The sequence below is a fragment of the Pseudodesulfovibrio portus genome, from assembly GCF_026000375.1.
Classification (GTDB): Bacteria; Desulfobacterota; Desulfovibrionia; order Desulfovibrionales; family Desulfovibrionaceae; genus Pseudodesulfovibrio; species Pseudodesulfovibrio portus.
The window spans coordinates 2,956,278-2,977,156 of the sequence record NZ_AP026708.1 but is presented as its reverse complement, the minus strand read 5'-3'; the positions used below and the strand labels follow the sequence as shown (position 1 = coordinate 2,977,156).

Genomic DNA, 20,879 nt, shown 5'->3' with positions numbered 1-20,879 from the left:
CAAGGAACTCAAAACTCTCACGCGGAACAACCACGCTTCGGCCTCGAGCTCCTTTCCGCCTTTCATCTCACCATGTTGAACAGCCCATGTTTTTGACTTCTTTAATAATCCGTCAGGAAAGCACTTTCACGAACTGCTCGATGTCATCGGACTCGAACAGCTCTTCCGCGACCTCCATGAGGTCGTCCATGTCCACCTGCACGTCAAGGCAGAGTTCCTCCACCTTGCCCATATAGGGGCCGTCCGGGTCAGCCACGGCGTGGATCACATAATCCGCCAGACAGACGATGTTCGACTCTGCCGAGTGTTCCGGGGACAGGGCGGGCGAATGGTGCCAGTTGACCGGTTCCACCAGATCGGCGGGCAGATCCCATGACTTGAGCACCAGCGCGCCGACAACGGCGTGGTCCAGCCCCCAATATTCCTCTTCGGCCTCGCTGTCGGAAATTTCGTTGTCCTCGGCCATGTCGTGCATGGCCTGCCAGTCCTCGGGCCGCCGAAGAGCGGTGATGAGCTTGCCGATGTCGTGCAGCAGGCCCACGGTGAACAGGTTGTCCGGGTTGCCCACATCGACCATGTGCGACAACTCCTTGGCCACCATGGCCACCAGGAACTGGTGCGTCCAGTAATCGCTCAGATTGAAATCGCCGGGGATGTCGTACTTGGAGGACAGGCCGTTCACCCCGAGCGCCAGGACGATGTTGCGAATCTCGGCCATGCCGAGCACGGCTGCGGCGCGGGGCACGGACCGGACCTCGGCCTGCAGGCCGTAATAGGCCGAGTTGGCCAGGCTCAGAATGCGCGTGGTCAGCCCCTGATCCATGCTCAGGGTCTCGCCCACGTCCTCCAGGGAGGCCATGGACCCGCTGCCCGTCTGGACAAAAAGCTGTTTCAGCACGTCGGGGGAAAATGGCAGGTCTTCCCGCATGCGGGGAAGTTCGCTCAAAAACTGCTGAATCCTATTCTGGTTCATGGAAGCTCCCGCACTGCCGATCAGGTTCCATTTCGAGCGGACGCCTGCCCCGCTAATCCAGGTTGATGGGCGCGGACGGCTTTTTCTTCCTGGGCTCCGCCTGCGGCTTTTCCTCGCTGCCGTTTGTCGGCGGCGCACTCCGGGCTTCCTCGATCGGGATGTCCGGCCCCTCTCCCTGCGCCACAAGTCCCTTGCCCTTGAGGTAGCCCCAGAACTGACGGCTGGCCTCCAGGTTCGGATTCACCTGCAGACTCTTCAGCAAATATTCCTTGCACCCTTCGACGTTGCCCTTTTCGAAGTAGCAGCGCGCGATATTGTGGTAGAGATGTTCGTCGTTGCGCACCAGTTCCTCGGCCCGCAGATAGTATTGCAGGGCCTGGTCGTACATCTTGTTCTTGCGCATGTTGATGCCGAAGTCGTTGAACAGGTGCTTGTGCTCTTCCTCGAAAGCGGCCTCAAGGCCCACCAGACGCTCGAAAATGTCGTTGGCCTTGGCCTGGTCGCCCCGGTCGAGGTAGGTCAGCCCCAGGCCGAAGTTGGCCCGGACGTTCTCCTCGTCGATGGCCATGGCCTGCTTGTACTCGAACTCGGCGCTGTAGGCCGCGCCGCGCTCGCGGTGCTTCTCGCCGCGCACAATGGAGGTGTTCATCTCCTTCATGGCGGGATAGACGGTGGATACGTAAAACTCGGGCTCGGGGTTGAACTTGGTCAGAAATTCTTCGCGCTCGATGGTCCGCTTGGGGCCGGACGGGACGTAGTTCACATTGAGGGGCTGGATACAGATCTGGCCGTCGTCCTGCTCCTCGGCGTCCCAATAGGTCTTCTGGATCGTCTTGCGCTGGGTGGTGCCGGTGCCGATCTTGCCCACGGTCTGGGTGGAAAAGATGCCCTTGATCTTCTCGGCGCCATCGCGAACGAGTTCCTTCCCGGAGTCCGCACTCCCGGCTGGAACGCTCTCTTCGCCGCGCTTGTCCGGGGCGGAGGCGTCACCCTTTTTGGCGTCCGACTTGAATTCAAAATCGATCATGCCAGCTCCTGTCAGGCCTGTTCCATCTCCCCGATGATAGCAAGGGCCGCCTCCCTTGGAGAAACCGCCCTGGTGACGGGCCGCCCGACCACCAGGAAATCCGAACCGGACCGCACGGCCCGGCCTGGAGTGACCACCCGCCGCTGATCGTCGGCACCGGCGTCCGCAGGACGGATACCCGGCGTCAGGCAGACGAAACCCGGACCGCAGGCGCCCTTGATGCGCTCCACCTCGAGGCCGGAACAAACCACTCCATTTAGTCCATATTGCTTGGCTTTCACAGCCAGGTCAAGGGCCATCTCCGAAGGATCGCCCGCGTTGTCCACGGGCAGGTCCCCGGCCGCCATGCTGGTCAGCATGGTCACGGCCAGAACCAGAGGCTCCCGACCGGGCCGCGCCCCTTCGGCGCACCCCTGCATGGCCGCCCTGGCCATGCGCTCCCCGCCCAGGGCGTGGATGTTGACCATGTCCGCACCCAGCCTGACGGCGGACCGCACCGCGCCCTGCACGGTGTTGGGAATGTCGAAGAACTTGAGGTCCAGGAAGACCTTGTACCCGAGGTCCTTGAGGCCGGACACGACCCTGGGCCCCTCGGCGGTGAACAGCTCCAGGCCGACCTTCATCCACGGAGCCGCGCCGTCGAGCGTCCGGGCCATGGCCAGGGCCTCTTCGGCGTCCTTGAAATCCAGTGCGACTACCAGCTCAGCCATTGTTCTTCCATGTATCCATGATGTTGCCGAGGATGCCGGGCCGCAGCGCGGGCTTGCAGCGCCCGGCCAGGTATACGGACTTGAGTTCCCGGTACGCCTCGTCCAGGTCGTCGTTGACCACCCAGTAATCGAACCACTCGGCCTGGGCCAGCTCACCGGAGGCGTTGGCCAGCCTCTTGGCGATGGACTCGGCCGAGTCGGTGCCGCGCCCTTCCAGCCTGCGCACCAGCTCCTCGCGGGACGGCGGCAGCAGAAAGACGTAGGTGCCCTTGTAGAAGGTCTTCTTGAGCTGCTTGGCTCCCTGCACGTCGATGTCGAAGAGCACGTCGCGGCCTGCATGGAGCATCTCCTCCACCGGCCTGGTGGCCGTGCCGTAGAAATTGCCGTGGACCTCGGCCCACTCGCAGAAGTCGCCCCGGCTGCGCATGGCCACGAACTGGTCGCGGGTCACGAAGTTGTATTCACGCCCGTCCTGCTCGCTTCCGCGCGGCGCGCGGGTCGTGTAGGACACGGAAAAGCCGAAATCCGGGTACTCGTCCCGGAGCATGGAAATGAGCGTCGATTTGCCGGTGCCGCTGGGTGCGCAGACCACCAGGACCTGCCCCAGCCTGAAAGTATGATCGTCCCGGTTCACCGCCCCTCCCCTTCGTCGGCCTTGAAACGTTGCCCGATGGTCTCGGCCTGGATGGCCGACAGGATGACGTGGTTGGAATCGGTGACGATGATCGCCCTGGTCTTGCGGCCCTGGGTGGCGTCGATGAGCCGCCCGTCGGAGCGCGCGTCCTCACGCAGCCGCCGCATGGGCGCGCTGGACGGGTTGACGATGGAGATGACCCTGTCGAGCACCACGAAATTGCCGAAGCCGACGTTGAGCAAACCCTGTTTCTGCATAGCTTCCTGTTTCCCCGGACTGCCTATGACGGGACCCGTGCGCGGCAACGCCCGGATCACGTCATTCCCCGCAGTCCCTACTCGATGTTCTGAACCTGTTCGCGACAGCGTTCGAGTTCCGCCTTGAAATCAACCACCAGTCGGCTGACGTCCGTGTCCTGGGCCTTGTTGCCGCAGGTGTTGATCTCCCGGAAGGTCTCCTGAACCAGGAAATCGAGCTTCTTGCCCACCTGGCCGGTGTCGGCCAGGACCTCGCCCAGCCGATCCAGATGGGCGTCCAGCCGGGTCAGTTCCTCGGACACGTCGAGCTTGTCCGTGAGATAGGCCACTTCCTGCAGCAGCCGGTCCTCGGAGAAATCCGCATTGGCGGATTCGAGCATATCCGTGATGCGCTGCCGGAGGGCGACCTTCTTGGCTTCGAGCACATCGGGGATGCGTTCGCCCACCTGCCGGGCTAGGTCGCGCAGGGTGTCCAGGCGGGACATCAGGTCGGCCACCATGGCCTCGCCCTCCACGGCGCGGGAATCCACCCATTCCTTGAGGGCGCCCTCAAGGCCGTCGGTCAGGGACTTGGCCAGGCCGGGGTCCGGCTCCGAACCGTTGTCGCGCCACAGCGAGGACATGGAGAGCACCCGGTTGTAATCGGGATCGAAGACCCGCCCCTGGGACGCGGCCAGTTTCTCCATCTCCTTGAACATGGCCTTGGCCATGGTCTCGTTGAAGGAGACGCCCATGACCCCGGCGTCCAGGACCTCCAGGTTCAGGGCGACGTCCACCCGGCCTCTTGATGCGTAGGTGCGGACGATCTTTTCCCAGCCGTTCTCCAGGGACCGGAGATAGCCGGGCATGCGCCACTTGACGTCCAGGTACCGTCCGTTCACGGATTTGATCTCCCAGACGTGGGTCCAGGCTGCCGCCTGGGTCTCGTGCCGACCAAAGCCGGTCATGCTTACAGGCATGTGTATTCCTTTATGTTTGGCGGCCGCGTATTGAGCACGATTGCTCCACCTACGGCCTGCTCAGCTTGGTTTTATACGACTGACGCAGCTTTGTCAGCCGCGTTTTCATGTCCTCGCCCGCGTAATCCGGGAAGGTCCAGGGGAAATCGACCCAGCGCTTTTTTTGCCACATCAGGGTCAGGTCCGCCCATATGCCGTCCTTCAGATAGATGCGGTGCGAAAAATTCTTGCCCGTGGCCAGGACCAGGGACTGCATGGTCAGGAAACCGGGGTCGAGGTTGAACAACCGCTTCCCGGCCGTGCCCCAGCGGATTTCCAGCGTGTTGGTGAACGTCTTGATGTCCGCCAACTCGTCCAGGGGGCGCAGTGTCTCGAAGCTGACCAGCCGCCGCCGGATGGGGGTGCCCAGCTCCTCGTCGTAATAGTCGGTCTCCGTGAAATCGAACAGGCGCGAAACCTCGTCCGCCGGTCCGAAGGTCTGCTCCAGCTCGCTCCCCAGTTCCGGCCAGAACGCGCCCCAGTCCGAACCGAGGATGGAGATGACCAGCAGCCCCGGATCAGGGGTCTTGGGTATGCTCATGCGTCCTCCCCGGGCGTGCCCGACGGCTCCACCACGATGACGTTCTTGTCCAGGCGCACGGGATGCGCCCTGACCAGGGAACGCGGAGCCGCGTTCTCCGGCGGCGTCGCGAACCGGCAGGCGGCGTAATACTGACTGACGCCCCTGCCCCCGGCGTCCTGAACCAGCACGTCGAGGTGCGTCTGGTCCAGCAATTCCTTGAGAAAGGCCCGCTTCTTCCCGTTGACCAGTTCCCGGAGGCGGGCCGCGCGCTCCTTGCGGACCGGCACGTCCACGGGATCGGGCAGGTCGACGGCGCGGGTGCCGGGGCGCTCGGAATACGGAAATACGTGGCCGTAGGTCAAGGGTAATTCCCGACACAGGGCGAGGGTGTTCTCGAACCGGGCCTCGGTCTCGCCGGGGAAACCGGTGATCAGGTCCGCGCCCAGCCCCATGACCGGCCAGGCCTCCCTGAGCCTGTCCATGAACTCGACGGCCGACTGCGGCGAATAATGGCCGCGCCCCATGGCCTTGAGCACGTCCCTGTCCCCGCTTTGCAGGGAGAGATGAAGCTGCGGGCAGACCATGCGGGACGCGGACAGGACGTCGAGGGCCTTGTCGTCGAGCTGGCCCGGCTCCACCGAGGAGATGCGCAGCCGCGCCCTGCCCGCCCAGTCGAGGGCAAAGGTCTTTTCCAGCCGGTCCACCAGGTCCCAGAAATCGGGCTTGCCGTCCAGGTCGCGCCCGAAATGGCGCAGGTTGATGCCGCTCAGGATCATCTCGCGGAAACCGGCGGCCAGGAGGCGGCCCACCTCGTCGACCACCTCGTCCACGGGACGGCTCACGGACCGGCCCCGCGTCAGGGGCACGATGCAGTATGTGCAGAAATGGGAACAGCCGTCCTGAACCTTGACCACGGCCCGCGCCCTGTCGTAGCCGGAGATGGAAAACGGGGCGAAGCGCGGTTTCTCGCCGGTGCTCCCGCCCTCGGGGCCGGACAGCAGTTCGGGCTTGTCCGCCTGGGAAACCACCCGGACCACGCCGGGAAGCTGCGACAGCTCGTCGGGCATGACCTGGGCCGCGCACCCGGTGATGACGATCCTTGCCGCCGGGTTGTCCCTGTTGAAGCGGCGCACGGCCTGGCGCAGGTCGGCCACGGCGTTGGCGGTCACGGCGCAGGAGTTGACCAGGATCAGGTCGGCGTCCATCGGGGAGTCCACCTCGCGCGCCTGATTGCCCGCCCATGCCTCGGCAATGGAGCGGGTCTCGTACTGGTTGATTTTGCAACCAAGGGTGGCGGTGTAAAACGTATTCATGCTAGTGGTTGGTAACGGTTGAATTATTCCCTCACTCTAACGGGAGTGGACTCATGAGGCAAACGAATAGATCACTCGGCGCGCACTCTCGCGCCTGTTTTTCCGGCCCTGCCATGCTTTCGGTCATTCTGGCCCTTTTCCTGGTGACCGTGCTTTTGTCCGCCTGCAACACCACCGTGGGCGCAGGCGGTGGAACCGGCTCCACCCGCGTGGGCGGCAGCGTGGGCTCCACCGGCTCCATGGTGGGCATCGGCACCTCGGTCGGACCGAACCCGATGGTGGTCTCCTACCGCGACAGGCTGTTCAGCGGCCCAAGTGCCGTGCGCATCAACCACAAGGAAGGCGTCAAGGCCCTGCAAAACGGCGACTACGACGCGGCGGCCGCCATCTTCGAGGAGACCCTCAAGGCCTACCCGGCCCACTCGGACGCCACCTACTACCTCGGCCTGACCCGCATATACCAGGGACAGCGCGAGGCCGGCTTCGCCCTGCTCAAGAGCTACCGGGAACCTGACCACTATCGGATGACCACCGACGTGCAGCGCATGGCCGAATTCCTGGAGAAAAAGGAAGACGTCCCGGCCAAGACCGTGCACCAGACATTGAACCGGTACCGGATCGACGGCTACAATCGGGATTTGCAGGAAACCAGGGACTTGAACGTCTGGCACTAGAGTGCGGACTCGATGACCCCACCGCCGAGCACGACGCCTTCGCGGTCATAGACTGCGGCCACCTGCCCCGGCGTAGGCCGGACATGCGGCTCCCGGAAGTCGAAGCGCAGCCTGCCGCCGTCAAGACGAACGCGGCCCGGCTTGGCCTTCTGGCGATACCGGGTCTGGACCAGCACCTCATCGGGCCAGGTGTCCACCGGACGCATCAGGTTCACCCTTCCGGCCACGCAGCCGTGCGCGGCCAGTTCATCTCTGGTGCCCACGATAAGCGTATTCCCCGACACATCCTTGTCCAGCACGTAGAGCGGCTCGGTCCAGGCGATGCCCAGTCCCCGCCGCTGGCCCTGGGTGTGCCGCCAGAGGCCCTGGTGCTTTCCGACCCGGGTGCCGTCCGACAACACCGCCGGGCCGGGGCCGGGCATGGTGGCGCGAGCGGTCAGGAATTTCTGGTAGTCGTCGTCCGGCACGAAACATATTTCCTGGCTCTCGCTCGGCAGGGGCGGGGTCAGCCCGTGGCGGGCCAGGATGTCCGGCACGTCCTTCTTGTGGAAGTCGGCCAGGGGAAACTCCGCCCGGCGCAGCATGTCGATGGGAACCAGGGACAGAAAATAGCTCTGGTCCTTGGCCGCGTCCGCGCCACGGGCGAGCATGCGCCCCTCTTCCCCCTCCGCCATGCGCACGTAATGGCCGGTGGCCAGGCGGTCCGCGCCGAGCTTCCCGGCAGCGTCGAACAACACCCCGAACTTCATGCGCGGGTTGCACATGGCGCACGGGTTGGGCGTCAGCCCGGCCTTGTAGTCGGCAACGAACGGCGCAATGACCTGCTCGTCGAACTCCCTGTGCAGATCGAGGGCATGAAAGGGAACGCCCAGCGTGCCGCAGGCCTCGGCCAGCCCCTCGGCCACCCGCTCCCAGCCGGGATTCGGCGGCAGGAAGTGGCCGTGCACGGCAATGAGGTCGTGCCCCTGCTCCTTCAGGAGAACCAGGGACAGCAGGGAGTCCATGCCTCCGGATACGGCGACGGCGATGGTCATGTGTCGTTCCTCATTGCGCCTCAATAAAACAAGGGGCTGTACCAGATAACTAGCCCATATGCTTCTTAACCCACTGTTTCAACTGTTTAAGTTGCCTTCGCGGATTGCTGTTGTTAAAGCGCCACTCGCATTCCTTCAAAAAGAGATGGAAATGCTTGGTAGGAATGCCGTTGAATTTTCTCATGTGGCGTTTGGCTTGGTTCCAAAAGTTCTCAATCCCATTGATGTGATTCTGGCTGTCGGCGAACAACTTGGAGTGGTTGATCCTGAAGTGCTTGAATTCGGACACATCGAGGACATTGTAGCCGTACCAGCAATCTGAGTAAACAACGCTGTCGGGCTGGATCTTCTCCTGGATAATCGGCATCAGCGTTTTGCCTTTGGCGTCGGGAATCACCTGTGTGTGTACCTTCCCGCCCCTTTTAAGGATCCCGAACACGGGCACTTTCCCTGCGGCCCCACGACCTCGTTTGCCCTTTCGCCTGCCGCCGAAATAGCTTTCATCGACTTCAAATTCGCCGAAAGCCATTCCTTCGTTGGCCTCTTCTTCGGCTATAATTTCACGAATCCGGTGAAAGTAATACGCAGCCGTTTTGAAGTTCACGCCGACCAGATCAGCGGCACATCGTGCTGTTGTCCCGGCTACAAAATGCTCAATCAAACGGAGCTGCTTCTCGCGACCTAAACGGCTCTTTCGCATTGCCATACCGATACCCCAACGGAGTTATCTGGTACAGCCCCTAAAACAAAACCCCGGCGATGAACAGATGTCCAACGCCGGGGCGATCGCTGATCGGATATTCCTACAATGCGGGCATGGGCATGGGACCGAGATTGCGCTCCAGGCACTCGGCCACGGAGAGCATGTCCGCCTCGCAGAAGGCCGGGCCCATGAGCTGGAGACCGACCGGCATGCCGGAGTCCGCGCCCAACCCCACGGGCAGGCTCATGCCGGGCAGTCCGGCCAGGTTGGCGGAGATGGTGAAGATGTCGATGAGGTACATCTGCAGCGGGTCCACCTTGTCCCCCACCTTGAACGCCGTGGTGGGCAGCACCGGACCGGCGATGAAGTCGCACAGGGTGAACGCCTTGTCGAAGTCCTCGCGCAGGAGGCGGCGGACCTTGGCGGCCTTGTTGTAGTAGGCGTCGTAGTAGCCGGACGAGAGTACGTAGGTGCCGAGAATGATGCGCCGCTGCACCTCGTCGCCGAACCCCTGGGTGCGGCTTCTGGTGTACATGTCGATCAATTCGTCCGCGTCCTTGTCCCTGTGGCCGAAACGCACGCCGTCGAAACGCGAAAGGTTGGAAGACGCCTCTGCCATGGCGATGATGTAATAGGTGGCGATGGCGTAGTCGGTCAGGCTCAGGGAGACCTCCACGGTCCTGGCCCCGAGCGCCTCCATCTTGTCCACGGACGCCTTGAGGGACGCCTCGACCTCGGCGTCCAGCCCCTCGCCCCAGTACTCCCTGGGCAGGCCGATGGTCACGCCTTCGAGGTTCTCGCGGCCCAACGCTGCCAGGTAATCCGGGACCTCGACGTCCACCGAGGTGGAGTCCTTGGGGTCGTATCCGGCGATGACCTGGAGCATGCGGGCGGCGTCCTCCACGGACCGGGTCATGGGACCGATCTGGTCAAGGGACGACCCATAGGCGATGAGCCCGAAGCGGGACACGCGGCCATAGGTCGGCTTCAGGCCGACGATGCCGCAGAAGGACGCGGGCGTGCGGATGGAGCCGCCGGTGTCCGTGCCCAGCGCGCCGAAGCACTGGCCCGCGGCAACGGTTGCGCCGGAGCCGCCGGACGAACCGCCGGGGACGCGCTCGGTGTCCCACGGGTTGCGGGTCTGGAAAAAGGCGGAGTTCTCGGTGGACGAACCCATGGCGAACTCGTCCATGTTGGCCTTGCCGATGATGATCGCCCCGGCTTCCTTCAATCGGGTCACTGCCGTGGCGTCGTAGAAGGGAACGAAATTCTCGAGAATCTTCGAGGCGCAGGTGGTCTTGACGTCCTTGGTGGCCAGGAGGTCCTTGAGCACCACGGGAACGCCCCACAGCGGCTTGGCCGCATCCGGACCCGCCGCGTCCATGGCCTCGGCCTGCTTGAGGGCCTGTTCGCCGGTGACGGTGAGCAGGGCCTTGACCTCGGGCTCGGTGGCTTCGATGCGGTCCAGGCAGGCCCGCACGGCCTCAACGGCCGTCACCTCGCCGGACCCGAGCATGGCGGCCACCTGGGAGAGGGTCTTCGTATAGAGTTCAGACATTAATCAATCCTGAATTATATCAAATTATTAAACGATACGCGGAACAATGAAGAACTGGCCGTCCTGTTCCGGGGCGTTGGCCAGCACTTCCTCGCGCCTGTAGTCCTTCCTGACCTCGTCCTTGCGCAGCACGGTGGTATGCGCCACGGGGCTGTACATGGGCTCCACGGCGTCCGTGTCCAGCTCGCCGAGCTTGTCCATGTAATCGAGGATGTCGCCCACCTGACCGGCGAACAGCTCCAGCTTGTCCTGATCCAGGTCGAGCCGGGCGAGCCGGGCGATCCCGGCCACTTTCTCGGGACTGATCTTCATTCGATTCTCCTTATGGTCTGCCGGTTACATGTCCGGCGGAATATCGGGGTTGCGGGCGGGCTCTCCGGCCTTTTCCAGGGCCTTGACCTCCTGCTCCTTCATCCGCTCGCCATAGGCCTCGATGCGGCGGTCGCGACGGGACTCGGCGCGGATGATGCGGTCGGCGACCTTGTCCGCGTCGACCAACTGCTTGCCGTTGCGCACCGGGCTGAACAGGAACAGGTTCTGACTGGCCACGCCGGTCTCGTCCCAGGTCATGGGGGCCATGGAAAAATCGATCTGCTGGGCGGACCGGATGCGGCGGTTGACGTCGTCGGCGTCCCAGCCGGAAGGCAGGGTGCCGAACTTCCCGGCAAAACGGATGAAGTCATAGCCCAGGGCCACCCAGAAATCCGCCTGGCCGAGGCCTTCCTCGGTCAGCACGTTCTGCAGGGTGCGGCCGCCGTCGGAATCCTTCCACCACGCGCCGGGACAGACCGCCAGCCGGTAGTAATGCTCGTCGATGCCCTTGGCGGAATCCAGGGCGCGGCTCCACAGGCCGGGGCCGAGGAAGACCAGGGAATCGCCTTCATAGAAGAAGAAGTTGGGCAGGAGCGTCTGGGCCTGTTGCCAGCCGTCCGGGATGAAGACCGCACCGAAGTCGGGCCGCTCAAGCGGCGCTTCCTTGTTGTCCTGAAAATCGTCGGGCACCTTGAGCAGCTTGCCGATGCGCTTGCTCCACTGCTTGAACTCGTGCGGCGGGTAGGACTGCATGCCCCGGATGCGCCCGCCGAGCGGCGCGGCCTGGTTGTAAAAAATCTGGGCCATGGTCCGGCCGAACTTCTCTTCGGGGTAGAACACGGCCAGGTCGGTGATGCCCAGTTCGTTCACGGCCAGATTGACCAGACTGCGCACCTCGTCCACGCGGCTGGTAAAGAACCGCCACGCGTCCCTGCCTTCGGTGAGGTCGCCGAGGGAAGCCAGGAAGGTGAACACGGCCCGCTCCTTGAGTACGTCCGCGCCCGGGCTCCCGGCCTCGTAGAGTTTCTTGAAGGCGTCCACCCGCAAGGGGCCGCCGACCACGGAATAGTGACCGGGCAACGCGGCCAGCCGGGCCTCCCAGCCGGGAATCTCGGTGTTGATCACGCGCAGGTCCACTTCCACGCCGTCCTGTGCCAGCCGCCACTGGGCCAGCCCGGCGCCGCGCAGGATCTTGACGCCGACCTTGGCGTACGGCCCGGTGATGGGCAGGGCCAGGGCCAGCCCCACGCTCGGCAGCCCGTAGCGAGCTTCCAGCTCGGCCAGCCGGTTGGTCAGCGGGACCATGTCGGCCAACTCGGCGTTGGCGGCCAGGTTGCGCAGGGTGCGCCACGTGGCCCCCCAGCCGTCGGGGTCGTCAGCCGTGCGCACGCCGTGCTCGAAAGCGGTCAGGGCATAGGGGAACCGCCACTGGTTGACCAGGGTGACCCCCTTGGCCAGGTCGGCCACCTGCCCGTCGTCCAGCCCGTTCAGCCACTGCAGAAATTCGTGCTCGAACCCGGACCGCGCGGTCACGTCTTCCGGGGCCTGCTTGTAGAAACCGTCCAGGACGTCCAGGCTGCGCTCGAAGTCCGCCTTGTCAAGGAAGTACCGGCTGAACCAGAGGGCCACCTCCTGCCGGGCGTCCCAGGGGAGATCGCTCCCCAGCACCCAGCGCAGGTGGTTCTGCAGCCGTTCGGTCTTGTCCAGGGCGGCCATGGTGTCCAGATAGGTCCGTTCCCAGTCCGGGCTTTCAAGGGCCTTGGAATCGATGTTCGCCCAGGACTCCAGGGCGATGCGCGCCTGCTGGGGGTGGCCGTTCCGAAAGGCGGATTCCGCCAGCCGGGCGTAGACCAGGGGCAGCTCCGACTTGACCAGATCGCCCCGCGCCAGGGCCTCGGCGTAATAGAGTTCGGAGACCTCGAACTGCCTGGCCTGCCAGGCGGCGTCCGCCTCGACCAGCAGGTTGGGCGTGGAGAGCATATCCACGCTCTTGATCTCGATCTTCTTGGGCATGCACCCCCAGGCGACCAGGAGGACGCACGCCAGGATGAGGCAATTGCGGATGGGACGGGATGATATGTTCTGCATGTGTTTTCGACGCATGATTCGATCCGTTTGGGCAGCGTTTGACCAGCCTAATAAAAAACCCGGCCCGCAGGGTTGCGGACCGGGTAATGCTATACTTCGCTTGGCCTGTGAAGGCAAGTCGGCGATTCAGGAGCCGCCGGGCTACTTGACTTCGGTGTAGTCGGCGTCGACCACGTCGTCGTCATCCTTGGCGCCACCGGCCGCACCGGCGTCGCCGCCGGGTGCGCCCATGTCGGGACCGGGCTTGCCCTGGTCCGCGTTCTGCTGGGCGTACAACTGTTCGGCCAGCTTGTGGGAGGACTGCGCCAGATCGTCGGACTTGGCCTTGATATCGTCGGCGTCATCGGCTTCCAGCGCCTTCTTGAGCGCCTCGATCTTGGTCTCGATGTCGGCCTTGAGCCCGGCATCGACCTTGTCGCCGAGGTCGCGCAGGGATTTCTCGGAGGTGTAGACCAGGGTATCGGCCTGGTTGCGGACCTCGATCAGCTCCTGCTTCTTCTTGTCCTCGTCGGCGTGGGCCTCGGCGTCCTTGACCATCTTGTCGATCTCGTCGTCGGACAGGCCGGAGGATGCGGTGATCTGGATGGACTGCTCGCGGCCCGTGCCCATGTCCTTGGCGTTGACGTGCACGATGCCGTTGGCGTCGATGTCGAAGCCGACCTCGATCTGGGGCACGCCGCGCGGTGCCGGCGGAATGCCGGTCAGCTCGAAGTTGCCGAGCAGCTTGTTGTCCACGGACATAGGACGCTCACCCTGGAAGACGCGGATGGACACGGACGGCTGGTTGTCGGCTGCCGTGGTGAACACCTGGGACTTCTTGGTCGGGATGGTCGTGTTGCGCTCGATGAGCTTGGTCATGACGCCGCCCATGGTCTCGATGCCCAGGGAAAGCGGGGTCACGTCCAGCAGCAGGACGTCCTTGACGTCGCCGGCCAGGATGCCGCCCTGGATGGCCGCGCCCATGGCCACGACTTCGTCCGGGTTCACGGAGCGGTTGGGCTCCTTGCCGAAGAAGGACTTCACCTTCTCCTGGACCAGGGGCATGCGGGTCATGCCGCCGACGAGGATGACTTCGTCGATGTCGGAGGCGGACAGACCGGCGTCCTTGAGGGCCTTCCGGCACGGCTCGACGGTGCGGTCGACCAGGTCCTCGACGAGCTTCTCGAGCTTGCTGCGGCTGATCTTGACCATCATGTGCTTGGGACCGTTCTGGTCGGCGGTGATGAACGGCAGGTTGACCTCGGTCTCCATGGAGGAGGACAGCTCGTGCTTGGCCTTTTCGGAGGCCTCCTTGAGGCGCTGCAGGGCCATGCGGTCCTGAGCCAGGTCGATACCGTTCTCCTTCTTGAACTCGTTCACCAGGTATTCGATGATGCGGTGGTCGAAATCCTCGCCGCCCAGGAAGGTGTCGCCGTTGGTGGCGCGCACTTCCACGACGTTGTCGCCGACTTCGAGGATGGAGATGTCGAACGTGCCGCCGCCGAGGTCGAAGACCGCGATCTTCTCGTTGGCCTTCTTGTCGAAACCGTAGGCCAGGGAGGCCGCGGTGGGCTCGTTGATGATGCGCTTGACCTCGAGGCCCGCGATCTTGCCCGCGTCCTTGGTGGCCTGGCGCTGGGAATCGTTGAAGTAGGCGGGCACGGTGATGACCGCTTCGGTCACGGGCTCGCCCAGATAAATCTCAGCGTCCTTCTTCAGCTTCTGAAGGATCATGGCGGAGACTTCGGGCGGAGAGTATTTCTTGCCGCCGATCTCGACCCAGGCGTCGTTGCCGTTGCCCGCCACGATCTGATACGGACAGTGCTCCTGCCACTTCTTGACCTCGGGCGCGTCGGCCTGGCGGCCCATGAGCCGCTTTATGGCGAACACGGTTTTTTCAGGATTGGTCACAGACTGCCGTTTGGCGATGTCGCCGACCAGGCGCTCCTTGTCGGTAAAGGCCACGACGGACGGAGTGGTGCGTCCCCCTTCGGGGTTGCTGACGCACTTCGGGTCCTTGCCTTCCATGACGTAGACACAGGAGTTGGTGGTTCCAAGGTCGATCCCTATGATCTTACCCATGTTTATGTCCTCCTCAATATACTTCCCATCGAATTGTCGAATGGATGTTTTTTCTCGTTACTTTGTTCAATAACCACGCGTTCCGGCTTGTAAAGGGCCGGAGAAACAAAAAACCGGCTAACCCTTGTTGACCATGACCTTTGCCGGGCGAAGCAGGCGGCCCTTGAGGACGTAGCCCTGCTGCACCACCTGGGCGATCTGGTTGTCGCCCAGCTCCTCCTGCTCCACCGTGCCCACGGCCTCGTGGACCCCGGGGTCGAAGTCGGCGCCTACCGTGGCGGCGACGGCCTCCAGGCCATGGCCCTTCACGGCGTCCAGGAACAACTTGCGGGTCATGTCCACGCCGATGACGAAATTCTGGCAGGCGGCGTCCAGGCCGCCGGTGTGGGCCAGGGCGAGGTCGAGGTTGTCGAGCACGGGCAGCAGGTCCGCCAGGACCGACTCGCCGGCATACTTCTTCATCTCCTCGTTCTCGCGCAGGAGCCGCTTCTTGACGTTTTCGGAATCGGCCAGGGCGCGCAGCCGGATGGCCTCGGCCTCCTTGTGCACGTCGCAACCGGGACAGACCGACTCGCGGCACAGGGCCACAAGTTCCTCCTGACTCAGGGAAACCTCGGTTTCATCGCCGACCTCGACATCCACGGTCCCGGCCTGCTCGCCGGGCTGCTCCTCGGGGAAAACCCTGCCATCTTCGTCATACAAACCGTTGATGGGGACTTCATTATCAGTCTTTTTCACCATGAATTATAAATCCTTGAGTGCTGTGATTCGAATGGAAAGACCCGCCCTCGGCGTAGCCTGTGGGACAAATAAGCATGACGAAATCGTTGTCAATGGGAGGGCCGCATAAGAAAAAGCCCCCAAGGGGCAGGAAGCCGGATTCAGCGCCTAAAAAGCGTAGGTCTTCTTGCCCGCCACGGTCACTTCCTTGAGGAGCTTCCTGGAGTCCTTGAAGCCGGGAGCGATCTCCTGGAGATAGGTCAGGCATTCTACGGCCTGCCGGGGCTTGCCGCCGCGGGCCAGGGCGGCCCCGATGTTGTAGGCCAGGTCCGGCTTGTCCCTGTACATGTCCGGATTGATGGTGATGGCCGTGTGCATGTGCGAGGCGGCATCCTCGTACTGCTGGCCCTCTTCATAGGCCAGGGCGATGTTGTACTGGATGTTCTCGTCCTCGGGCGAATACTTGGCGGCCTCGGTGTAGGCCTCGATGGCCTCGCCCCACAGCCCCTGCTTGCGCAGGGAGATGCCCAGGCGGTTGTAAACGGCCATGGTCAGGGCGGACTTGGAACTCTTTACCATCTCCAGGGACTGACGGTAGTACTTTGCGGCCAGCTTGGGATCGAAACGCGAGGCCACTTCCGCAATGTCCATGGACATCTCGCCCACCACGCCCAGGGCCTCTTCCTTGGCCGCCGCGATGGCCTCGTCGAAATACTTCTCCGCCTCCACCGCGTTGCCCTGCTCGAAGTGCCGCTCCGCAATCTGGATTTTCCGGGTGCAGTTGAGCGGCGACATGCGGTCCAGCTTGCCGAGATACTTGAGCGCAGCCTCCTTGTCGCCGTCCTCGTCGTGCAGATCGACGATCTTCTGGAGCGGCTCCAGGTAGTCCACGGAATTGCGCTCGGCCTTCTTGTAGGCCTTGAGCGCTTCCTCGCGCATGGCCAGCCCCTTCTGGGCGTCGCCCATGATGACCATGGCGGCGGCATTGCTGGGCCACTTGGACAGGATGGACTCGGCCTGTTCCAGCGCCTCCTCGAAACGGTTGCACCGGATGTGCTCGCGGCCCTCCTCGACCAGGGCGTCCACCTCGCACTGCGGCTTGAGCTGGAAGGCTATCTTGGTGATGATGGAGTTGACGGAAGCCGGTTTCTTGAGAAAGCCGTTCGCCCCGTCCTCATAGAACTGGAACAGCCTTTCCCGGCTCAGTTCACGGGACAGGACCACGATCTTGACGTCCTTGTTCTCGGACTTGGTGTACCGCAGGGTCGCCAGGGCAAGTTCGGAATCGATGGCGTATTCCATGAACACGAAGGGCAGGAACCCGTCCCGCTTCATGGTCTGGACGTAAAAGGGCACCTGGGCCAGCTTCCTGACCATGTGGATGACGCCGCCCTTGAGCCCCATGGCGACCATGGCGCTGCGAAAGGTCTGGAAAAAAGTCTTGTCCTTGGTGACAAGTATAAAGACGCCGGGGGTTTCGGTGAACTCCCGGACAACGCCCTTGTAGCGGTTGACCACTTCCTCGTTGGTCTTGACCACGTAGACGCCTTTGGTCTCGGACTTCTTCTTGGCCTCAAGCTCCTTGAGCTCGGCCTCGTCCGATCGCACGACGTAAACGCTTTTCTTTTTGACTTCCTTCTTTCCCATGTGTGCTACCGACTTATGAGCAATCCACTATCTAGAACCATTTTTCAGGCACAAAGATCAATAGGAAAATTTCCCGATTACACCAAACAATACGAAATAATACTCCACCATTCATATCCGAAAAGATCCGTTTTCATAGATGGTCCGGGGCTCGCCGCCCGCAAACCAGGCCGTGACCCGCTTGGGCTGGGTGTTGACCAGGTCCCAATGCATGTCCGAGGCGTTGAAACCAAGTTCGTATTCCAGTTGAGGGGTGAGCAGCTCCCTCGGGCCGGTGAAGCTCTCCAGCACCGAGCCGCCCAGAGCGATGTGGCAGTTGCCGTGCTCCCCGCCGCAGTTCTCGTCCAGCAGGGTATGGGCCATGAACCGGTCCACCCGCGAAAACCGCTTGTCCGTGAGGGAGAACTCGCCCACGCGGCGCGCGCCGGCGTCGGAATACATCTGGTTCTGCAAAAAAATCTGCCCCCGCTCGGATTCAACGCGGGCGGCGACGCCGCCGGAAAAGTCCAGGGACACGCCGGCCACCAGGTGGCCGTACCGCAGGGTGGCCTGGTCGGCGTAGTACGTCCCTTCCACGCCGCGCGCGTCCGGGGCGAAATAGATTTCATAGCCCGGCACGTTGGCCCCGGACACGCCCACGAACCGCCGGTTGTCGCCCACCGGGACCTTGAGGTTGATGTCCTCGGACTCGACGTGCAGCCGCCTGATGTTCATGGAATCCAGCCAGGCGCACACCTCTCCCACTTCCCGCTTCAGCCGCCGCCACTCCGCCACCGGGGCGGGCATGTTCAGCCAGCATGCGCGCTTCAGGGCATAGGCGTACTCTTCAAGGGTCATGCCGGAGGCCTCGGCCAGAGCCTGTGTGGGATAGACGCAGGTGGTCCAGCCGAACGAACCGGACAGCCTGCGCTGCTGCAGGATGCGGCGTCGCGGCCCCTCGGCCCGCCGGGCCTCGGCTATGGTGCGCGGGTCCACGTTCTGGAGATGGGTCAAATCCTCGGGGGCGAGGATGGTGATGACGCCGCCGGCCTGGGCGTAAAGCTCGGACAGACCCGGCTGCTGGAACAGGAGCTGGCCGTAGCTGGAGTTGAGATGGCGCTCCATCTCCATGTACGGGGTGGGCGTGGCCACCGGCACCGGATTGAGATGCATGTCCATGAGCCGCGCATACACGGCTTCGGCCAGGGCCAGGCCCGGGATGTCGTAGCGGATGACCACCGACTCCATATTCCTGATGGGCTTTTCCCGGGTCTCGGCCAGGGCCCAGGTCAGGACCTCGGCGTAATTCTCCAAATCCACTTGATCATACAGCGGCAAAAAGGGCTCCTCGGTTCCGCACGCCACCAGCGGCGCGTCCCGACATGATACAGAACCATGGCACCTTGAGGCAATCGTTTTCAATCCTTGGCGATGTTTTGACATCCGCCGGACACGGTCGTACACATTGCCATGCCCATACTGCCAACGCCGGACTACCGTCCCAGCCCGCCCTTCCGCTTCGGCAACGTGTCCACCCTGTACCCGTCCCTGCTGCGGACGCCCCCGGTCCTGCCCGAACCGGAAACCCGCCGCGTGGAACTCGATGACGGCGACTTCCTGGACTACGACCTCCACAGTTCGCAAACCGGCCCGGCGCGCGGCGTGGTGGTGATCAGCCACGGCCTGGAAGGAAACTCGCGCCGAAAATACGTGCTCGGCATGGCCCTCATGGCCACCGGACTCGGTTTCGATGCGGTCTGCTGGTCCCAACGCGGATGCAGCAGCGAGCCCAACCGGCTGGAGCGGTGCTACCATTCCGGCGAGACGGGCGACCTGCACGCGGTCATCGCCCACTGCCTGGACGCGGGCGGATACGACACGGCGGCCCTGATCGGTTTTTCCATGGGCGGCAACCAGATTCTCAAGTACCTGGGCGAAGACCCGGCAAAGGTGCCGGACGCGGTCAAGGCGGCGGCGGTCTTTTCCGTGCCCTGCGATCTGGACGGCTGCGAGCAGGTGCTCGCCCTGCCCTCGCGCAAACTCTATTTCAAGTACTTCATGCGGGGGTTGAGCCGAAAGATACGGGACAAGGCGGCCATGTTCCCTGGCCGGGTGGATGCGGAACTGCTCAGGGGCATTCGCACCCTGCGCGACTTCGACGACCGGTTCACAGCCCCGGCCAACGGGTTCCGGGACGCTGCGGACTACTACGCCAAATCGAGCTGCCTGCAATTCCTGCCGAACGTCGCCGTGCCCGCCCTGGTCGTCAATTCCCTGGACGACCCGTTCATGTCGCCGTCCTGCTACCCCCGGCGAGAGGCCGAGGCCAACCCCGACCTGTTTCTCGAGATGCCGGACTTCGGCGGCCACGTGGGATTCGTGCTCACCGGCAACGGCAACGTCTACTGGTCCGAAAAGCGGGCCGCGTCCTTTCTGACGGAAATACTGGGCTAGGCTTTTCTGCGTTCCGCCGCCCGCATGACGAGCAAGGTCAGCAGGGGAATCAGCGCACCGGCCAGAGCCAGGACGCCGAGCACGGCGAACTTGTGGGCCCACTCCAGGGAGATGAGCTCCATGGACATGGCCCCCACGAAGAACATCTCGAAGGTGATCACCCCGGAGGCCGCGCCCACGTCCTTGGACACATGGTCAAGGATCATGGAGTTGGCGATGGGCCGCGAAAAGCCCACTGCGAACGTGATGCAGACCATGGGAACGGTGACGGTCAGCGGCGAGCCGCCCCCGAGAACGAGCATCAGCGCACCGGCCCCGAGCATGATGCAGAGGGAAGAGTAGAGAATCCGCATGGGGGGCACCACCCCGGCCAAACGCGTGCAGGTGAACGAGCCCACCATCAGGCCGAAGGCGTTGACGGCGAAATAGACGCCGAACATCTGCTCGGACATGCCGAATCCGTTGATGAAGATATCCGTGGAACCACCGATGAATCCGAAATGCGGCAGGACCATCAGGGCGAATGCCGTGGACAGCACGGTGAACGGCACGTTCCTGAACACCGTCAGGTAGCGCCCGGCCACGGCCAGGACCCCGCCCCTCGTGAATTCCGCCAGCGGCTCCTTGAGCCGGAACACGCCGTACAGCCCGATCAGGGCCAGGCATGCCTGGGTGACGAATATCCAGTGCCAGGAAGCGAACTTGAGGATCGCTCCGCCCAGGGTGGGGGCAAACATGGGGCAGAACGCCATGATGACCCCGATGTAGGCGAGTATCTTCTGCCGCTCCGCGCCCTCGTAGAGGTCCTTGGACAGGGCCAGGGAGAGGGAGGACGCCGAGGCCGCCCCGGCACCCTGGAGGGCTCGCGCCGCCAACAATACGGTGATGGACGGGGCAACGGCGCACAGGATGCTGCCGAGGATGAACAGCAGTATGCCGCCGAAGAGCACCGGCCGACGCCCGAACCGGTCCGACAGCGGGCCGTGGACAAGCAGAAAGACGCTGAAGGTGACGATGAAGATCACCAGCGACCGGTTGACCACGCCAAACGGCACGCCCCACAATTCCTGCAGCATGGGAATGGCGGGCAGATACATATCGATCGCCATGGCCGGGAAAGCGGCCAGGATGGAAAGAAAAAGCAGGTTGGGCATGGTACCTCGGCTGAAAGTTGAAGGCGCAACTTCTCAATAAGCCGAGGTGAAAGTCAAGCC

Annotated in this window: 20 protein-coding genes; 2 read left to right on the top strand and 18 right to left on the bottom strand. The window is 63.3% G+C overall.

Annotation, left to right across the window (positions count from 1 at the left end):
- Positions 1-112: 112 nt before the first annotated feature.
- From OO730_RS14200 to OO730_RS14165, 8 genes are all read right to left on the bottom strand, one after another.
- Positions 113-973, bottom strand: coding sequence for an HDOD domain-containing protein (locus OO730_RS14200; RefSeq protein WP_264982134.1), 861 nt, complete (start codon positions 971-973; stop codon positions 113-115).
- A 52-nt stretch (positions 974-1,025) separates the two neighbouring features.
- Complete coding sequence (locus OO730_RS14195) at positions 1,026-2,000, bottom strand: tetratricopeptide repeat protein (RefSeq protein ID WP_264982133.1); 975 nt, start codon at positions 1,998-2,000, stop codon at positions 1,026-1,028.
- Between the two features lie 11 nt (positions 2,001-2,011).
- Positions 2,012-2,710 carry an orotidine-5'-phosphate decarboxylase gene (gene pyrF / locus OO730_RS14190; RefSeq protein WP_264982132.1) on the bottom strand — a complete coding sequence of 233 codons (699 nt, stop codon included), beginning with the start codon at positions 2,708-2,710 and terminating at the stop codon, positions 2,012-2,014.
- Positions 2,703-3,344 (bottom strand): guanylate kinase, encoded by a 642-nt coding sequence (gene gmk, locus OO730_RS14185; RefSeq protein WP_264982131.1) that lies wholly within the window; start codon positions 3,342-3,344, stop codon positions 2,703-2,705. The genes pyrF and gmk overlap by 8 nt, the downstream gene beginning before the upstream one ends.
- Entirely contained in the window at positions 3,341-3,601 is a 261-nt protein-coding gene (locus tag OO730_RS14180; protein ID WP_264982130.1) for a DUF370 domain-containing protein, read from the bottom strand. Before OO730_RS14180 ends, gmk begins: the two co-directional genes overlap by 4 nt.
- Positions 3,602-3,678: 77 nt before the next feature.
- On the bottom strand, positions 3,679-4,560 hold the full coding sequence (locus OO730_RS14175) for a YicC/YloC family endoribonuclease (protein WP_264982129.1): 882 nt from the start codon (positions 4,558-4,560) through the stop codon (positions 3,679-3,681).
- 49 nt (positions 4,561-4,609) lie between these two features.
- On the bottom strand, positions 4,610-5,140 hold the full coding sequence (locus OO730_RS14170; RefSeq protein WP_264982128.1) for a DUF4416 family protein: 531 nt from the start codon (positions 5,138-5,140) through the stop codon (positions 4,610-4,612).
- On the bottom strand, positions 5,137-6,435 hold the full coding sequence (locus tag OO730_RS14165) for a MiaB/RimO family radical SAM methylthiotransferase (RefSeq protein ID WP_264982127.1): 1,299 nt from the start codon (positions 6,433-6,435) through the stop codon (positions 5,137-5,139). The genes OO730_RS14170 and OO730_RS14165 overlap by 4 nt, the downstream gene beginning before the upstream one ends.
- A gap of 113 nt (positions 6,436-6,548) precedes the next feature.
- On the opposite strand from OO730_RS14165, the gene OO730_RS14160 reads away from it, so the two are divergent.
- Entirely contained in the window at positions 6,549-7,109 is a 561-nt protein-coding gene (locus OO730_RS14160; protein WP_264982126.1) for a tetratricopeptide repeat protein, read from the top strand.
- Here the strand turns inward: OO730_RS14160 and mnmA are convergent.
- From mnmA to OO730_RS14115, 9 genes are all read right to left on the bottom strand, one after another.
- Positions 7,106-8,143, bottom strand: a complete 1,038-nt coding sequence (gene mnmA / locus OO730_RS14155; RefSeq protein ID WP_264982125.1) for a tRNA 2-thiouridine(34) synthase MnmA — start codon at positions 8,141-8,143, stop codon at positions 7,106-7,108. The two genes, OO730_RS14160 and mnmA, sit on opposite strands and share 4 nt — an antisense overlap.
- A 49-nt stretch (positions 8,144-8,192) precedes the next feature.
- Positions 8,193-8,843: an IS1595 family transposase gene (locus OO730_RS14150; protein WP_264984145.1), complete on the bottom strand. Its 651-nt coding sequence runs from the start codon at positions 8,841-8,843 to the stop codon at positions 8,193-8,195.
- 103 nt (positions 8,844-8,946) lie between these two features.
- Positions 8,947-10,404, bottom strand: coding sequence for an Asp-tRNA(Asn)/Glu-tRNA(Gln) amidotransferase subunit GatA (gene gatA, locus OO730_RS14145; protein ID WP_264982124.1), 1,458 nt, complete (start codon positions 10,402-10,404; stop codon positions 8,947-8,949).
- A gap of 27 nt (positions 10,405-10,431) precedes the next feature.
- Entirely contained in the window at positions 10,432-10,716 is a 285-nt protein-coding gene (gene gatC, locus OO730_RS14140; RefSeq protein ID WP_264982123.1) for an Asp-tRNA(Asn)/Glu-tRNA(Gln) amidotransferase subunit GatC, read from the bottom strand.
- A gap of 24 nt (positions 10,717-10,740) precedes the next feature.
- Positions 10,741-12,804, bottom strand: a complete 2,064-nt coding sequence (locus OO730_RS14135; protein WP_264982122.1) for a type 1 periplasmic-binding domain-containing protein — start codon at positions 12,802-12,804, stop codon at positions 10,741-10,743.
- A gap of 141 nt (positions 12,805-12,945) precedes the next feature.
- The gene (gene dnaK, locus OO730_RS14130; RefSeq protein WP_264982121.1) at positions 12,946-14,865 is read right to left on the bottom strand and encodes a molecular chaperone DnaK; all 1,920 of its coding nucleotides are present in this window, start codon (positions 14,863-14,865) and stop codon (positions 12,946-12,948) included.
- Between the two features lie 117 nt (positions 14,866-14,982).
- Entirely contained in the window at positions 14,983-15,606 is a 624-nt protein-coding gene (locus OO730_RS14125; RefSeq protein ID WP_264982120.1) for a nucleotide exchange factor GrpE, read from the bottom strand.
- A 147-nt stretch (positions 15,607-15,753) separates the two neighbouring features.
- Positions 15,754-17,232 (bottom strand): tetratricopeptide repeat protein, encoded by a 1,479-nt coding sequence (locus tag OO730_RS14120; protein ID WP_264982119.1) that lies wholly within the window; start codon positions 17,230-17,232, stop codon positions 15,754-15,756.
- A 111-nt stretch (positions 17,233-17,343) separates the two neighbouring features.
- A complete protein-coding gene (locus OO730_RS14115) occupies positions 17,344-18,549 on the bottom strand; it encodes an aminopeptidase (protein WP_264982118.1) in 1,206 nt (401 codons plus the stop codon).
- 132 nt (positions 18,550-18,681) lie between these two features.
- Between OO730_RS14115 and OO730_RS14110 the strand changes: the two genes are divergently transcribed.
- Positions 18,682-19,665 (top strand): YheT family hydrolase, encoded by a 984-nt coding sequence (locus OO730_RS14110; RefSeq protein WP_264982117.1) that lies wholly within the window; start codon positions 18,682-18,684, stop codon positions 19,663-19,665.
- Here the strand turns inward: OO730_RS14110 and OO730_RS14105 are convergent.
- Positions 19,662-20,819: a multidrug effflux MFS transporter gene (locus OO730_RS14105; protein WP_264982116.1), complete on the bottom strand. Its 1,158-nt coding sequence runs from the start codon at positions 20,817-20,819 to the stop codon at positions 19,662-19,664. The genes OO730_RS14110 and OO730_RS14105 overlap by 4 nt on opposite strands.
- Positions 20,820-20,879 lie beyond the last annotated feature (60 nt).

Bases quoted from the DNA above. Each gene is read 5' to 3' on its own strand.
- OO730_RS14120 (WP_264982119.1), bottom strand. From the start codon at position 17,232: ATGGGAAAGAAGGAAGTCAAAAAGAAAAGCGTTTACGTCGTGCGATCG.
- OO730_RS14200 (WP_264982134.1), bottom strand. From the start codon at position 973: ATGAACCAGAATAGGATTCAGCAGTTTTTGAGCGAACTTCCCCGCATG.
- OO730_RS14170 (WP_264982128.1), bottom strand. From the start codon at position 5,140: ATGAGCATACCCAAGACCCCTGATCCGGGGCTGCTGGTCATCTCCATC.
- OO730_RS14110 (WP_264982117.1), top strand. From the start codon at position 18,682: ATGCCCATACTGCCAACGCCGGACTACCGTCCCAGCCCGCCCTTCCGC.
- OO730_RS14180 (WP_264982130.1), bottom strand. From the start codon at position 3,601: ATGCAGAAACAGGGTTTGCTCAACGTCGGCTTCGGCAATTTCGTGGTG.
- OO730_RS14105 (WP_264982116.1), bottom strand. From the start codon at position 20,819: ATGCCCAACCTGCTTTTTCTTTCCATCCTGGCCGCTTTCCCGGCCATG.
- OO730_RS14125 (WP_264982120.1), bottom strand. From the start codon at position 15,606: ATGGTGAAAAAGACTGATAATGAAGTCCCCATCAACGGTTTGTATGAC.
- OO730_RS14150 (WP_264984145.1), bottom strand. From the start codon at position 8,843: ATGCGAAAGAGCCGTTTAGGTCGCGAGAAGCAGCTCCGTTTGATTGAG.
- pyrF (WP_264982132.1), bottom strand. From the start codon at position 2,710: ATGGCTGAGCTGGTAGTCGCACTGGATTTCAAGGACGCCGAAGAGGCC.
- gatC (WP_264982123.1), bottom strand. From the start codon at position 10,716: ATGAAGATCAGTCCCGAGAAAGTGGCCGGGATCGCCCGGCTCGCCCGG.
- mnmA (WP_264982125.1), bottom strand. From the start codon at position 8,143: ATGACCATCGCCGTCGCCGTATCCGGAGGCATGGACTCCCTGCTGTCC.
- OO730_RS14175 (WP_264982129.1), bottom strand. From the start codon at position 4,560: ATGCCTGTAAGCATGACCGGCTTTGGTCGGCACGAGACCCAGGCGGCA.
- OO730_RS14195 (WP_264982133.1), bottom strand. From the start codon at position 2,000: ATGATCGATTTTGAATTCAAGTCGGACGCCAAAAAGGGTGACGCCTCC.
- OO730_RS14165 (WP_264982127.1), bottom strand. From the start codon at position 6,435: ATGAATACGTTTTACACCGCCACCCTTGGTTGCAAAATCAACCAGTAC.
- OO730_RS14135 (WP_264982122.1), bottom strand. From the start codon at position 12,804: ATGCAGAACATATCATCCCGTCCCATCCGCAATTGCCTCATCCTGGCG.
- dnaK (WP_264982121.1), bottom strand. From the start codon at position 14,865: ATGGGTAAGATCATAGGGATCGACCTTGGAACCACCAACTCCTGTGTC.
- OO730_RS14160 (WP_264982126.1), top strand. From the start codon at position 6,549: ATGCTTTCGGTCATTCTGGCCCTTTTCCTGGTGACCGTGCTTTTGTCC.
- gatA (WP_264982124.1), bottom strand. From the start codon at position 10,404: ATGTCTGAACTCTATACGAAGACCCTCTCCCAGGTGGCCGCCATGCTC.